We start from the raw sequence: 14,144 nt of genomic DNA on the forward strand, positions 1-14,144 counted from the left end.
TTTTGGGAGCATTTTTAGGTCAAAAATGGTTTTTTTGCATAAGTCGACATTTTTTTTTCGACAATTGCCTTGTCTAGGGGTATGGTATAATTTAGATGGCTTTTATTTATGAATGTATTTCAATAAAATTGAAGCAAGGAGGCTGATGTGATGAAAACCTTTAAGCTAATCTCGCTGGAAGTAGTGGAAGAAAACAATTCAGTGGTCGTTCCGTTAGAGGATGGTTTGATTATCAATAAGGAAGACGAAGGCTCCACCTGGCTGCTTGAGGCTTATACCAGTTTGTCTCTCTATGATTATTTTAAGAAAATTACCGATGAAAAACGCGACATCATCGTGGAGGCTGTGATTACGAAAAAGGAAAATGATCCTGCCTATTTTCAAACCAAAGTCAGCACATTAAATAAATTCGAAAACCATATCGGCGTCTTGCTCGAAGGCCGCCTGCGCCGCTACCGCCGCGACTACTCCGAGCTCCTGCTCGAGAACCTGCTGCAAAAAGGCCTAAACGGCCCGGCCCTCCTCACCGAATTCAGAGACAAAATGAAAAGCAAACCGAAATTAAAAAATTAGGTGACAGGCACCGTTCGTGGACATTTTGACCCCATTTGTACATACGGGGTGGACACTACCCATAAAAAGAATGACCGGAGAATTCCGGTCATTCTTTCTTTTCACCTAATGCAAAGGTGATTTCGGCTTCGCAGGCAACTTCTCCGTCGACTGTGGCAACGGCTTTGCCTTTTCCAACTGGTCCGCGCAGGCGGATGATTTCCACTTCAAGGCGCAGTTGATCGCCAGGCTTAACTTGTCTTTTGAATCGGCAGCCATCAATTCCGGCAAAAAAGGCTAAGCGTCCGCGGTTTTCTTCCTTTATTAACATAGCCACGGCCCCAACCTGTGCAAGAGCTTCAACGATCAAAACACCCGGCATAACGGGATAGTCAGGAAAATGGCCATTAAAGAATTCCTCATTAGCAGTAACGTTCTTAATCCCAACTGCACTTTTCCCTTCTTCTACCTCCAAAATTTTATCGACCAATAAAAATGGGTAGCGATGCGGAATGATTTCTTTAATTTGAGTAACATCAAGCATTTTAGTACCTCCTACTAATATTAGGTTATAATAACATTCTACTATTAAAATAAGACAAAAGGAAGGGTTACCCCTTCCTATTTTTTATCGACTAGATCGCGAATGTGGGTCCAAGTGGACTCTTTAAACACATCCAGCGTTTTTCCGTTTCCAAGCACTCCATAACCAACCATAGCCCCCGCTGCCAAGCTTATAAAGATGAAAACAACCAAGAGAATGAGCCGAAGCCAAATAGGAATCAGCCGGACCCTGACCTGCTGCTTACTTGGGCGCACTTCCGCTTGAGTCTCTTTGTTTTCTTGATATTTTAATTTTTTATATGCTTCCCTCGATTTCACTTGTTCAGACATTCATATTCCCCTTTTAGCGATTCCGGTAGGTCCTATTATAAATATACCTCTATTATAAAAAATTATTTTAAAATCCACATTAACTTTTTTAGGAAAAAGTCGATTCATGCAAAAATTGCTCGAATTATGGTTGCTGTCTGGATAGGGTCGATCATATTTTATGTGTCACATTGAGTGGTTTATATGCAGCTTTCACCAATTTATGTGCCGCTTCTTTAAGTTTATGTGTCGCTTCAAGCCACTTATATGCCAAACCAAACCACACCAAACAAAAAAAGCCCAATGACCTCTTCTGTCATCAGACTTTTCACATCGCTTACCCTAATTTTCTTTTTGGCAGACGGTCGATATTATCGAGCATGATGCCCGTACCGATGGCGACGCAATCCATTGGATTTTCAGCGACCAATACTGGAACCTTTAATTCATCCGCTAAAAGCATATCGATTCCGTGCAACAGAGCTCCGCCGCCAGTCAAAATGACGCCGCGGTCGATGATGTCGGCAGACAATTCCGGTGGTGTACGCTCAAGGACACTCTTTGCCGCCTGGACGATGACTGAGACATGCTCGCGCAATGCTTGTTCGATTTCTTCGGAACGAACAGAGATGGTACGAGGTAGTCCGCTGACCATATCGCGGCCGCGGATTTCCATTTCCTCTGAACGAGAGCCAGGGAAGACGGTTCCGATGCTGATTTTGATATTCTCAGCCGTACGCTCGCCGATCAAGAGCTTGTACTCGCGCTTGATGTAGTTGAGAATTTCCATGTCGAATTTGTCGCCGGCCATTTTGATGGAGGAAGAAGTCACGATATCACCCATTGATAGGACGGCAACATCTGTTGTTCCTCCCCCGATGTCCACGACCATGTTGCCGCTTGGCTGGAATATATCCATTCCCGCACCGATGGCCGCTACTTTTGGTTCTTCTTCAAGGTAAATCTTTTTGCCGCCGCTTTTTTCAGCAGCTTCCTTGATCGCCTTTTGCTCAACGCTTGTGATGTTCGTTGGGCAGCAGATCAAAATACGCGGCTTTGATAAAAAGCCTTTCACGTTCAATTTATTTATAAAATGCTTTAACATTGCTTCTGTTACATCAAAGTCTGCGATTACACCGTCTTTAAGCGGGCGGATCGCGACAATGTTACCTGGTGTACGTCCGACCATGCGGCGAGCTTCCTCACCCACAGCCAAAACTCGATTTGTATTTTTATCAATTGCCACGACAGAAGGCTCATTTAAGACAATTCCACGACCTTTAACGTGAATTAACACGTTAGCGGTACCTAAGTCAATTCCAATATCCCTTGCAAACATTCTCTTTTCTTTCCTCCTTGAACGGATTCCTCATACTTTCCTAATGGTTAATTGTATCACATTCTTTAAAAATTCCATACTTTTATTACAGAAATATGGTGATTTTTGCAGAATCATGTCGGAAAAGGAGGACTATTAGAGAATGCCCTAAAAACGGCTAATCTACAACGTTTTTTTAATAAATTTTGGATTAATTTTTCATTAATGATTATTTTACTGTCTCGCCTTCTCTTTCTTCTTTCTGGTACTTCATCTTGGTTGCTTCCCCGCCCCTGAGGTGACGGATCGATTTATGATAATCTAGAATTTCTTTTACCTCATTCGCCAGCTCTGGATTAATTTCAGGAAGCCTCTCTGTCAAATCCTTATGGACTGTACTTTTGGATACGCCAAACTCCTTCGCGATAACGCGAACTGTTTTCCTCGTCTCCACGATATACTTTCCAATCTTGATAGTTCTCTCTTTGATGTAATCGTGCACACTCTCGCCCTCCCTAAATTGGTAGTGAGTAGTGTGAAATGAGACCCGCTTATCACTAAGACGAAATTCTGCTGCCGAATGTTGCCACACGGCTTAAATACATCGTATAATCATGTCCCCGACTTCATTCACCGCACCCTTCAAACGACTCCTCACCTCAAACACACTCTTTGTAAAGGTTTGTAACATTTTATTAGCTTGGATACGAGAATATGCACGAAAACTCAATATTGACGGAAGATTTTTGAAAATGGGACAATTGGAGATGCCTTATTTTCAGAATAAATAGATAATTTCATCATTCGACACGGCTACAAACCTTACTACACATGGGTTTTTTATGGAAATTGATTCAAATTCCATTATTTCCGAAGAAATTTGTCGAGGCGGAAATATTGGATGTATAATGAGGCAGAAGCAGGAAAGGAACATCGCCATGACACCATTTACTGAAAAAGTACTTACGATTATTAAAAATATTCCCGACGGCCGGGTCATGACCTATGGCCAGATTGCGAAATGTGCGGGTAGTCCACGGGCGGCGCGCCAGGTCGTCCGAGTTCTTCATTCCATGAGCAAGAAGCATCGGCTGCCGTGGCATCGCGTCATCAATTCGCAGGGGAAAATTGGCTTGGAGGACAATGAGGAGCAAGTGTTTTTGCTGGAGAGCGAAGGAATTGAAGTCGGGCCGCGAAACACAGTGGATTTGGATAAATATTTGTACCAGCCGGAACTTTAGAAATAGGCCATTTTATTTGCCACTTTATACACGCGCAAAAAAACCAGGCATCCGCCTGGTTTTACTTCATCATTTCAAATACTTTTTTCACTTTCTTGACCGGCACTTGTGAGCCGCCGCGCTTCTGAACGTTCTCGACCATCATCGCGATCATCAAGCTTGGCTTCGTCGTATTATAGGCGATGAACCAGCCATTTTGTTTGCCGGTTTCCCCTTGCTTTTCCTTGATCTCGGCTGTCCCTGTTTTGCCGGCCAGCGGGTAGCCTGGAATCTCGGCAGCATGGGCCGTGCCGCTTGGATTGCCGACTACTTTTCTAAGTTCCGCAGCAATCATTCGGGCCACATCCGCTGACATAGCCTGATTCTTCCATACCTGGCTCTTCGCATCACTCGCGAGTAGTATCGGCTTCATCATATTTCCACCATTCACAAGCGCCGTATAGGACGACATCAAGTGAACGATATTCATCTGGATTTGCCCCTGCCCGTATCCGGAGTCCGCAAGCGCGATTTCACTGCCCATAGTTCCTATTGTCGAATTGACCAATGGAAACGGATAATTCAGCTCCTCTTCAAAGCCAAACTTTTTCAAGCCATCCATAAAGGCATTCCTGCCCATTTTCAAGGCCGTCTGCGCAAAATAAATATTGTCCGAATACAACAGCGCTTTTTCCAAATTGACCGGGCTTGCTGCGTGCACCCGCGTCACAAAGTATTTTCCCCACGACTTATCCTTCTGCCACTTCAGCCCGCTGATCGCCACGCCCTTGCCAGGGTCAATCGCTTTATCCGAAAGCGCTATCCCTGCGGTGATCGCCTTCATGACCGAACCAGGGGCGTACGTTTGCTTAAAGCGCGTTGTCAAGGCTTGGTTCTTTTGAAGAGCATTCCATTCATCCGCGGAGAAGCCTAAGGTGGCTTGATTCGGGTCAAACGACGGGCTGCTGACGAGCGCCAGGGTTTCCCCAGTCATCGGGTTCATGGCCGCTGATGCGCCTGCATTCCCCTTCAGTTGATCATACAGCGCCACCTGCAACTTGGCGTCAATCGTCAGTTTGATCGTTTTTCCGTTCTCAACTGGTTTCTCCGCCAGAACCTGTTCACTGCCATCCGCCTTTTGAATCGTGATCTTCACACCGCTTTTGCCGCGAAGCTCTTCATCATACACTTGCTCGAGGCCGCGCTTACCGATGATATCCTCAGCGGTATAGCCTTGATCCTTTCGAGCGGCCAGCTCATCTGCCGTAATCGGACCGACATAGCCAGTCAGTTGTGCAGCTGCCTCTTTCAAAGGATATACCCTTGCCCCTACCTTCATCGTACGTACAGAGTCCAATTTCACGAGCTCCGCAATCCGCTTGTGGTCCTCCATGGAAACCCTTCCCAGAGGCACAAACAGTTCAGGCTTCACCCAGCTCGCATTCAAATCACTGTTAATTTGTTCAGGTGTCAGCTTTAATAAGCTTGCTAACTTCTTAATCACCTGTTCTTTCTGGGTACCCATCTTTCCAGGAACGACACCGACTTCGTACACTTGACCGTTTGCGGCCAGCTGTTTGCCTTGGCGGTCAAGGATTGCTCCGCGCACAGGGCTGGTCGTGTGGAGTGAAATTTTGTCCCCCTCCTCCAGCTTTGGAAAAATGAACCCAGTATTCCAGTCTACATACCAGTTTTTATCCTGTTCTTTCATATTGGCTTTTTCGGTGAATTGAATCGGTCCAGCGACACTGTTCATTTTGGCCGTAAAAGGAAAAACGGTAACGCCGTCTTTCTTTGGCTTCTTGAAGTCAATCTTGAGGTCTTTGATTTGTAGGTCATTGTAGATTTTCTTGTAGCGGGTCGTAAAATCTTTTTTGGTAATCTTCTTTTTGGCATTATCGGAAAGGTAATCATACATTTTATCAAATTTTTGTTGGTTCCATAATGCGACATATGAAGCAAATCGATCCTGTGGTGTCGGTTCCTTGCTGCAGCCGGCCAGTATTGCCAGAAAGACTAGCAGCAGGAGCCCTAGTACTTTTTTCAAGACGTCCTCCCCCTTTATTCTATTATTTTAACATATATTGGGCAGGAGCCAATTTTGTTGCTTTTCAAATAAAAAAAGGAGAAGGTTTCCCCTTCTCCTTTGTTCCAAAATTATGAGTTTGTGTTGTCAGTTGAATCAGTAGAGTTGTCAGAAGGTGTGCCAGAACCATCATTCATGATGTTTTTGGCTTTATCTTCTTTGACTTTTTGATTCGTGCTAGCTGCATCTTGCAATGCGCTTAATGGTTTGTTGAAGTAGTCTGACGGATTGACAGCTACCCCATCTTTGCGAATTTCAAAATGTACGTGGGTACCAGCTTTTTCGTTGAACAAGCTTTGTCCAGCCTTGGCAATGACTTGTCCTTGTTTTACTTGATCGCCAACCTTGACGTTAATGTCTTTAACGGATTGATATTGTGTAACAACCCCTTTGTCATGCTCGATTTCGATGACATTGCCTAAAACGGAATCCTCGTTCACTTTTGTAACGGTACCGCTTAGTGCTGCAACGACATCAAATGTTTCCCCGTCCTTCATCGTGAGGTCGATACCAGTGTTTGGCTGGTAAGTGTTGTTGTAGAATACTAGAGCTGCTTCCTGATCCTTTGTGCTGGCATTGAAATCATAGAATTTCTTTTCGATGACAGCAGAGTCCGAATTTTTCACCGGCATTTGGAAGTTCTCCAAAGTTTGGTTTACTTCAACAGCGGCTTGGTTGTCGCTCTTTTGGCCAGCTTGGTTCGATGTATTGTAGCCGAACTTGTCAGATGGCTTGCTCGCGCTTTGATACCAAAGAACTCCGGTCAGAATGATTGCTGCACTTGCGATATAAATGGCTGGAAATACCCAACGCTTTTTGAAAAAGCTTTTTTGAGAAGATCGTTTGTTTTCTTCCTCTCTCATTTTCATCACCTCAGCAATCATTCTGAACATTTAAGTAGAATTATATACACTAGTCAGAAAATTTTTTTAGAATTATTTTTTGTTGGTGGGTGGGATTTTATGCATGGGGTGGTGAAAGTTTTTTCTCCTTCTCTTCTTCCGATTTAATTAGGTCGCAAAGGATCGTATGAAACTCCTCCATTGGTGGTTGTTCATAGACTCGGCCCTTATTTACTCCTGTATAGGGCAAATTCATGGAGTTAAGGATTTTATTCGCAACTTTTATGGATTGAATATGTAGAAGTTGACGTAATTCGCTATTCGTTATCGTGGGTTTAATAAGGAGAAAATGATCGTAGATTGCCGGAACATGAGCATCTTTTGAGGTCTTTTTGCAATTTGTGCAGCGCCACTTCCCATAATGATAATTGACCGGTAGAAATCCACAAAAGGGACAAAACACTCCAGTGAGGATCTCTTTTGAAGGAATATTAAATTGTTGAAGAATATCAGGATTGTCAGGAGTGTGGTTCGTTAAAATGAGGCGTTTGATTTTTCGAAATTCCTTTGTGTCAATACTATCATCTTTATATTCACTTGCGATATCACCTATTTTCTCTATCAATCCTTCACTATTGCAAATATGATGAGCGTGTTCATAATTGTGTTCCATTGTAATTAACGTTTCTTCTTTACAATTTACAAAAAGGTACCTAATTGGAAGCTCCGCACAGTTGTGCTCCCGCAGCCATTTTTTCAGCTTTATCGCTTGGAGCTGTGCCTGCAAAATTGGATTTGCGATTCTTTTCCTTTTGTTGTGTTTCTTAATTGTAGTTTGATTAATATCCCTTTCGAATACGATTTCTCCGCCCCTATTCTTTGATTCAAGTATCAATGCAAATCTCTTACATAAGATTAGGATATCAATTTGAAAATAGTATTTTCCATCAAATAGGCGAATATCATGAAAAATAGTATATTTTGTCGTCGACAGCTGGTCCAAGTAAAAATCCAACGATTTCTCCCCTTGGTATCCTAAAATTCTATTGACAAGTTCCGTAGCAATATCGGGCCATTTCGGAAAATTAAGAGGATACCTCCTTTTTAGTGTGTAAAGTTTAATGATTCTCCATGAAAGTGCGCAAGGTTTTTCTATCAAAAGCATCAATCCTTTCTATTTTTCTAACAATTTCTTTATTTGTAATAGAAAACCCTGCAAAAGTTGACCTTTTTTGTGTTTTTTTGTATGGTTTATTTTTGCTATAATTGTTGGGGCATTTTATTTACCACTTTGGAGATTTTATTTTCCACTTCCATCGATTTATTTGCCACTTTGACTATTTTATTTTCCATCTCATGTAATTTACTCAATTTTTAAGGGATCCTCATACCTTTTCAAAGAATGCCTCATTTATTTTCTCAATTTCTCATTCAATTTTTTAAGAATCCAATTACCTTTTTCATTGGATTCCTTTTTTATTGTCCACTTTAGAGATTTTATTTTCCACTTCCACCGATTTATTTGCCAATTTGACTATTTTATTTTCCACCAAAACTTAACACACAAAAAAAGCCAGGCACAAAGTGCCTGACTCTAGATTTTCGCGAGCATACCCTGGGCGGAGCTGATCTGTACGCCTTTGTAGTAATACTTGACAATTTGTTTGTAGCTTTTGCCTTCTGACGCCATTCCATTGGCTCCGTATTGGCTCATTCCGACGCCGTGGCCAAAGCCCCGTGTTGTGATGATGATATCGTTTCCTCTGCGCTTCCAGGTGAAGTCGGAGGACTTTAAATCAAGTTTGTCACGGATGTCTCTTCCGGTAAGGATTTTTCCATTTATATTGACTTTTCCAACGCGATTTCCTGCTGTTCGATCAATGATCGTGCCGATATTGGAACTTGAACCTATCTTGACCCCAAGCTTCGCTTCAAACTCAGAAACGGTTTTCACTTCTTGGTAGGTGAATTTCGGTGATTTTAAATCCCATGGGCTTGGGACGCTTCTTAAATAGGGGATTTTTCCAGACCAATAATCTTCGGAATTTTCCGTGTAGCCGTTGCTTGTCGAAAAAAATGATGCATCAATTGGGGCTCCCTTATAGGTTATAATTTGTCCGCTTGTCGCTTTTACGGCATCAAGGATTTTTTTTCTTTTCCAGCTGTAATCGATTCCCCATTCCCTCTTTAGCTCATCATCACTTTTATAAACCTGGTTGAGCTGTGTATCCGTTACCTCTGCTCCTTTTGGAACACCAAGGCTTTCTTTCGTAATCATTTTATTGACAATATAAGTCCTCGCAGTGAGGGCCTGGGCCTTGAGGGCCTCCTCATTGAATTCAGCCGGCATTTCAGCAGCAACCACTCCGACGAGGTAATTTTCCATTGGTACAGTCTCAATTTTCCCTTTGGCCGCCCGATATACAGCGACTTCCACAGATGCATCGGCAGAAGAAGCAGCTGTTTTTTTAATCGGAGCCTGTGTCAGATCTTCACCCAATTTTCCGGTCGCTTTGCCCTCCATATACGGCAATACCAGGACCGTGGGAATCATCAACGTTACGGCAACTAAAAATGATACTAGTACGACGAGTGGTTTGAATTTTTTCATGACTGTGCCTCCAAGTTTGAAATTTGCGGTGACAGGCACCGTTCGTGGACAAAACACAAAAATGTCCACGTGGGGTGGACACTGCTGTCTTATCCATCACATTTCATACTTATGGAGGGGGACAAGCTTTTATGACAAAAAAACCGAAGAATTTTTCATTCTCCGGTTTTCTTTATGAGTTAGGCATTTAGGTCTGAAATTAGTGGTTCAATGATTGTAAAGGTTTCGTCTTGTTCTAGGATGCGTTCGATGTCAGCACCTAGTCCCGCCAGCTTTTCGTGAAATTTAACATAGCCGCGGTCTAAATGCTTCAATTCTGTTACGCGTGTCACGCCATCAGCAACTAATCCTGTTAAGATCAAGGCGGCAGCTGCGCGAAGGTCTGTAGCAGAAACTTCGGCACCCTGCAGGTTGGATAGGCCGTTTAAGATGACGGAACGTCCTTCAATTTTGATGTCGGCATTCATGCGTCTGAATTCCTCTACATGCATAAAACGGTTTTCAAAGACCGTTTCGGTTATCATGGAAGTTCCATCTGCGCGAAGCAAGAGCGCCATCATTTGTGATTGCATATCGGTTGGGAAGCCTGGGTGTGGCATCGTTTTGATGTCAACAGCCTTTAAGCGATCAGGACCGATGACACGAACGCCATCTTCTTCTTCAAAAATCGTGACGCCCATTTCTTCCATTTTTGCGATTAAAGAAGATAAGTGCTCAGGCACAGCTCCTTTAACCAGCACATTTCCCCCTGTAATCGCGGCAGCTACCATGAAAGTACCCGCTTCGATACGGTCCGGAATGATGTTATGGTCTGCACCAAATAGCACATCGACACCCTCGATACGAAGTGTGCCTGTTCCGGCGCCTCTTACCTTCGCGCCCATTTTGTTCAGGAAGTTTGCCAAGTCGACGATTTCAGGTTCCTTCGCGACGTTTTCGATGATGGTCGTCCCAACTGCGAGAGTTGCCGCCATCATGATATTTTCGGTTGCCCCAACACTTGGGAAGTCTAAATAAATTTTTGCACCTTTTAAGCGGCCATTTACTTCCGCTTCAATAAAGCCGTTCCCTACCTTTACGGTTGCACCCATAGCTTCGAAGCCTTTTAGATGCTGATCGATAGGGCGGGATCCAATGGCACAGCCGCCAGGTAAAGCGACCCGAGCCCGGCCATTACGAGCCAATAGTGATCCCATGACAAGGACAGACGCCCGCATTTTTCGAACATACTCGAATGGCGCCTCTACTTTTAACTCTCTGGATGCGTCGACTACAACTGTATTATTTTCAAACACCACTTCAGCGTTTAAGTTACGTAATACTTCATTAATTGTGTATACATCGGAGAGTGTAGGCACATCACGAATTACACTTTTTCCATCACTTGCTAATAATGTTGCAGCGATAACAGGCAAAACGGCATTCTTTGCACCTTCAACTTTCACCGTTCCAGTAAGCCTTTGTCCGCCGCGGACGATAATCTTTTCCAAGAGTATTCCCCTCCGCGTCCATTTTCTCTATATTAATATTCAATCGTTATGATTGGTGTGCCAATTACGATAGTCGTCTTAGCGCCCAATCCTTCGGAGCGTACCCCAATTTGTAGATTCATATCTTTTTTTCCACTTTCGAGCTCTTCTGAAAACATCGGAGAAAAAGCAGTCACAGACATGAACGTCTCCTCTTTTAACGCTTCGATTTTTTTTGCATGCAAATCAGACAGTAACTTGTTTACTTTTGTTGGTAAAGCTTTATCAATCTTATCACTGACGCTGCCTTTCATACAAGAGAAAAATGTTACTTTTCCTCGAAATACGTCGCTTAGCCTAGTTTTGAATTGATCCGTAGTGAAAAAGGACTCTGTCTCCTTATTCCACACGTTACCGCTGACCCTATATACTATATACGCATTGACAGGTTGTTTTGTGTGGGTTGCCATAAGTTGAAGTGTTTCTTTGTGGTGGTCTGAAGCTGGAGATACTGCTGTTACTTCCCATTTTTCGCTGGTGTTAGTCGTGGACCAATCCCAATCGGGAAACTTACGCTGAAGCTCCTTCGCATAAACCTGTACTTCTTTTTCACTTTTCAGGTCAACCAAATGTTCTCGTGCATACAATGACCATTCACTGAGCATAATATTTTCTGTTTGAAAAACGGAACCAATTTTTATCAAATCAAGGCCTTTTTCTGCGGCATTCGTACTTCGATTCCCCATAAAGATTACAATCGCAATGATACATAATAGAAATTTGCTATATCTCTTCAATTTACTCTCCCCCTTACTACCATTGTCTCCAATGAGGGTGAGAGCATACTTGGGAATTCTCGTCAAAATTCGATAAGTTTGGTAGTTCACAAATCATTGTATGTAAATAACACACAAAGAGAATTGTACTCAAAATGTCCGAAAAAAGGAACATGTACTAAGACCTAAATTTTTTCCAATTGTATGAACTGTAGAATCAATGGCAGTTGTTTTGACCATTGCAGATAGTCAAGGAAAAAGTTACTAACATTGGAGCCAATGACAATGGCTAATAATATATAAAGCAATCGAGCCTGGATTACATGACCCGCTTTTAGCAATTTCTCCAACCGGATCGCCTGCAGCGCCCACCATGCCAGCGAAATAAACGCCAAATGGGAAATAATACTAACTAGTGCTATTTGACCAAAATCATTCACCAATCTGCCTCCTCCTTGAAAAAGTGACCAAACCATATTCTATCATATTGACGTGGGAAAATCTTAAAAGTTTCGTTAATGTTAATTTTTTGTACATTCGATTTGGCTACAATTGTGTCTGTTCTGTGAACTTTTGTGTGGGAATTTTATAGGAATTGCCGAAGTAGTTGGAATAGGCCTCTTCTTTTTTTGTTGTTTCGCTGAATTATGGTGGGTTTCCGCGGAATCATGGTCAAAAGTCGCGGAATTCCGAAGAAATCTCGCGGAATTCCGAAGGAAGCTCGCGGAATACTGATCGAAACCCGTTGAATTCCATTCAAAACCCGCGGAATTCCTCCCGACCCACACCAAAACCCCACCAAAACTCTAATAGCCAATAACCAAAAACCCTACCAACAACCGAAAACAGAAAAAAACCCACGCATCACTGCGCGGGCCCCATCTAAGTTACTTCAAAAAGTCCGAGAACTCATTAAAGTGGTTTTGTAAGAAGTTCATTGCTAGGTTTGGTGCTACACCGAATAGGACGGAAGCGACCACTGCCACGATTAGGACGACGATGATTCCTAATGGAATGCTGCCAAATTTGCTTTCGTCGCTTGCCGGGCGGAAGAACATTTGCGTCATGACGCCGAAGTAGTAGAAATAAGATACGACGGTTGTGGCGATCATGATGGCGGCCAAAATATAGTGCGGTGTGCCGACAAATGTTCCGATAAAGATGTTTAATTTACCAATGAAACCAGCGGTACCCGGGAAGCCGGCCAAGGAAATCAAGAGAATTCCCATCGCTACAGCTAACACCGGTGAACGGCGGTACAAGCCGGCAAAATCAGAAATATTTTCTGATCCTGTTTTTTCTGAAATCAGCTGGATGACCGCGAAGGCGCCAAGGTTCATGAACAAGTATGCCAATAGGTAAAACCAGATCGCATAGATCATGTTCGAGCTCATTGCTGCGAACGCAACCAGGATGTAACCGGCATGGGCAATACTTGAGTAGGCAAACATTCTTTTGATGTTCGTTTGCTTCAAGGCAATCACGTTACCGACAATCATCGTGACGGCAGCAACGACAACAATGTAGTCCTGCATTTTTAGTAAGATTGGCAGTGAGCCAGGTCCTTCAGAGGCAGCTACGCCGAATACGGATAACAAAATCCGAATCACGATAACAAAACCGGCTGTTTTCGAAACAACACTCAAGAACGCAGTAACCGGTGTCGGTGCCCCCTGATACACGTCCGGTGCCCACATATGGAATGGAGCAGCGGCAAGCTTGAAGGATAAACCAACGAAAATCATTAAGAAACTAAGGCCAAGCAAGTAGGCTTGTTGGCCGTCCGCTAAGGCAGACAGCTTGTTCGCAATCGCAATGAGGTTCGTTGTGCCAGTTAAACCGTACACATAGCTCATCCCGAACAGCGTAATCGCTGTTGAAATCCCGCCGTTAATGACGTATTTCATAGAGGATTCGTTTGAACCTAAATGGTGTTTGCGAATACCCGCTAAGATATAAGAAGAAATCGATAGTAATTCCAAGCCGACGAACAAGGTGATCAAGTCTCCGCTTGATGCCATCATCATGGCTCCGAGCAAGGCAGTTAAAAACAAATAATAGAACTCGCCGCGGTACTCCTCCATGCCATCTTTTGGTTTGTAGCTGATGGCCAAGAACATCACCAGTCCGGCCCCAACAAGAAGCAGTAATTTAAAGGCCTTCGCATAGGCGTCCAGGCGGAACGTATCATCAATGATCGAGACAACGCCTTGGTCCAGCATGCCCACGACGGAAATGATCGCTGCAAAAATGCCCATGATGCTGATCCAGCCAAAAATTCTGCGGTCCTGATTTTTAGGCATAAACAAATCGAGTACGGTAAGAACGGCGGCAACACCCAGGATGATGAATTCCGGTGTCATGACGCTCCAGTTATAGGATTGTAAATTCATCCTT

General features: G+C 43.4%; 14 protein-coding genes. 2 read left to right on the forward strand and 12 right to left on the reverse strand.

Annotation, left to right across the window (positions count from 1 at the left end; all coding sequences use genetic code 11):
- Positions 1–150: 150 nt before the first annotated feature.
- A complete protein-coding gene (locus tag ACZ5XR_RS26170; protein WP_464499358.1) occupies positions 151–573 on the forward strand; it encodes a YwpF family protein in 423 nt (140 codons plus the stop codon).
- An 88-nt stretch (positions 574–661) separates the two neighbouring features.
- Here ACZ5XR_RS26170 and fabZ read toward each other — a convergent pair whose 3' ends face one another.
- The 4 genes from fabZ to spoIIID all read right to left on the reverse strand — a co-directional run bounded on the left by fabZ (position 662) and on the right by spoIIID (position 3,245).
- Positions 662–1,096 (reverse strand): 3-hydroxyacyl-ACP dehydratase FabZ, encoded by a 435-nt coding sequence (gene fabZ, locus ACZ5XR_RS26175; RefSeq protein WP_464499359.1) that lies wholly within the window; start codon positions 1,094–1,096, stop codon positions 662–664.
- Between the two features lie 77 nt (positions 1,097–1,173).
- Positions 1,174–1,446, reverse strand: coding sequence for a DNA-directed RNA polymerase subunit beta (locus ACZ5XR_RS26180; RefSeq protein ID WP_464499360.1), 273 nt, complete (start codon positions 1,444–1,446; stop codon positions 1,174–1,176).
- A 316-nt stretch (positions 1,447–1,762) separates the two neighbouring features.
- The gene (gene mreB / locus ACZ5XR_RS26185; RefSeq protein WP_464499361.1) at positions 1,763–2,764 is read right to left on the reverse strand and encodes a rod shape-determining protein MreB; all 1,002 of its coding nucleotides are present in this window, start codon (positions 2,762–2,764) and stop codon (positions 1,763–1,765) included.
- Between the two features lie 208 nt (positions 2,765–2,972).
- On the reverse strand, positions 2,973–3,245 hold the full coding sequence (gene spoIIID, locus ACZ5XR_RS26190) for a sporulation transcriptional regulator SpoIIID (protein ID WP_071357605.1): 273 nt from the start codon (positions 3,243–3,245) through the stop codon (positions 2,973–2,975).
- 436 nt (positions 3,246–3,681) lie between these two features.
- On the opposite strand from spoIIID, the gene ACZ5XR_RS26195 reads away from it, so the two are divergent.
- Positions 3,682–3,984: an MGMT family protein gene (locus ACZ5XR_RS26195; protein WP_464502441.1), complete on the forward strand. Its 303-nt coding sequence runs from the start codon at positions 3,682–3,684 to the stop codon at positions 3,982–3,984.
- Between the two features lie 61 nt (positions 3,985–4,045).
- Here the strand turns inward: ACZ5XR_RS26195 and ACZ5XR_RS26200 are convergent, their stop codons facing one another.
- The 8 genes from ACZ5XR_RS26200 to nuoN all read right to left on the reverse strand — a co-directional run bounded on the left by ACZ5XR_RS26200 (position 4,046) and on the right by nuoN (position 14,140).
- Positions 4,046–6,010, reverse strand: coding sequence for a penicillin-binding transpeptidase domain-containing protein (locus ACZ5XR_RS26200; RefSeq protein ID WP_464499362.1), 1,965 nt, complete (start codon positions 6,008–6,010; stop codon positions 4,046–4,048).
- Between the two features lie 110 nt (positions 6,011–6,120).
- Positions 6,121–6,912, reverse strand: a complete 792-nt coding sequence (locus ACZ5XR_RS26205) for a peptidoglycan DD-metalloendopeptidase family protein (RefSeq protein ID WP_464502442.1) — start codon at positions 6,910–6,912, stop codon at positions 6,121–6,123.
- A 97-nt stretch (positions 6,913–7,009) separates the two neighbouring features.
- On the reverse strand, positions 7,010–8,056 hold the full coding sequence (locus ACZ5XR_RS26210) for a nuclease-related domain-containing protein (protein ID WP_464499363.1): 1,047 nt from the start codon (positions 8,054–8,056) through the stop codon (positions 7,010–7,012).
- A 429-nt stretch (positions 8,057–8,485) separates the two neighbouring features.
- On the reverse strand, positions 8,486–9,502 hold the full coding sequence (gene spoIID, locus ACZ5XR_RS26215) for a stage II sporulation protein D (protein ID WP_464499364.1): 1,017 nt from the start codon (positions 9,500–9,502) through the stop codon (positions 8,486–8,488).
- A 179-nt stretch (positions 9,503–9,681) separates the two neighbouring features.
- A complete protein-coding gene (murA, locus tag ACZ5XR_RS26220; protein ID WP_464499365.1) occupies positions 9,682–10,992 on the reverse strand; it encodes a UDP-N-acetylglucosamine 1-carboxyvinyltransferase in 1,311 nt (436 codons plus the stop codon).
- A 32-nt stretch (positions 10,993–11,024) separates the two neighbouring features.
- The gene (locus tag ACZ5XR_RS26225) at positions 11,025–11,768 is read right to left on the reverse strand and encodes a YwmB family TATA-box binding protein (protein WP_464499366.1); all 744 of its coding nucleotides are present in this window, start codon (positions 11,766–11,768) and stop codon (positions 11,025–11,027) included.
- Between the two features lie 164 nt (positions 11,769–11,932).
- Complete coding sequence (locus ACZ5XR_RS26230) at positions 11,933–12,190, reverse strand: DUF1146 family protein (protein ID WP_464499367.1); 258 nt, start codon at positions 12,188–12,190, stop codon at positions 11,933–11,935.
- A 444-nt stretch (positions 12,191–12,634) separates the two neighbouring features.
- Positions 12,635–14,140 carry an NADH-quinone oxidoreductase subunit NuoN gene (nuoN, locus tag ACZ5XR_RS26235; protein WP_464499368.1) on the reverse strand — a complete coding sequence of 502 codons (1,506 nt, stop codon included), beginning with the start codon at positions 14,138–14,140 and terminating at the stop codon, positions 12,635–12,637.
- Positions 14,141–14,144 lie beyond the last annotated feature (4 nt).

Source organism: Neobacillus sp. Fa239 (genome assembly GCF_055395235.1).

Bases quoted from the DNA above. Each gene is read 5' to 3' on its own strand.
- fabZ (WP_464499359.1), bottom strand. From the start codon at position 1,096: ATGCTTGATGTTACTCAAATTAAAGAAATCATTCCGCATCGCTACCCA.
- ACZ5XR_RS26205 (WP_464502442.1), bottom strand. From the start codon at position 6,912: ATGAGAGAGGAAGAAAACAAACGATCTTCTCAAAAAAGCTTTTTCAAA.
- mreB (WP_464499361.1), bottom strand. From the start codon at position 2,764: ATGTTTGCAAGGGATATTGGAATTGACTTAGGTACCGCTAACGTGTTA.
- ACZ5XR_RS26170 (WP_464499358.1), top strand. From the start codon at position 151: ATGAAAACCTTTAAGCTAATCTCGCTGGAAGTAGTGGAAGAAAACAAT.
- ACZ5XR_RS26180 (WP_464499360.1), bottom strand. From the start codon at position 1,446: ATGTCTGAACAAGTGAAATCGAGGGAAGCATATAAAAAATTAAAATAT.
- spoIID (WP_464499364.1), bottom strand. From the start codon at position 9,502: ATGAAAAAATTCAAACCACTCGTCGTACTAGTATCATTTTTAGTTGCC.
- ACZ5XR_RS26195 (WP_464502441.1), top strand. From the start codon at position 3,682: ATGACACCATTTACTGAAAAAGTACTTACGATTATTAAAAATATTCCC.
- nuoN (WP_464499368.1), bottom strand. From the start codon at position 14,140: ATGAATTTACAATCCTATAACTGGAGCGTCATGACACCGGAATTCATC.
- ACZ5XR_RS26210 (WP_464499363.1), bottom strand. From the start codon at position 8,056: ATGCTTTTGATAGAAAAACCTTGCGCACTTTCATGGAGAATCATTAAA.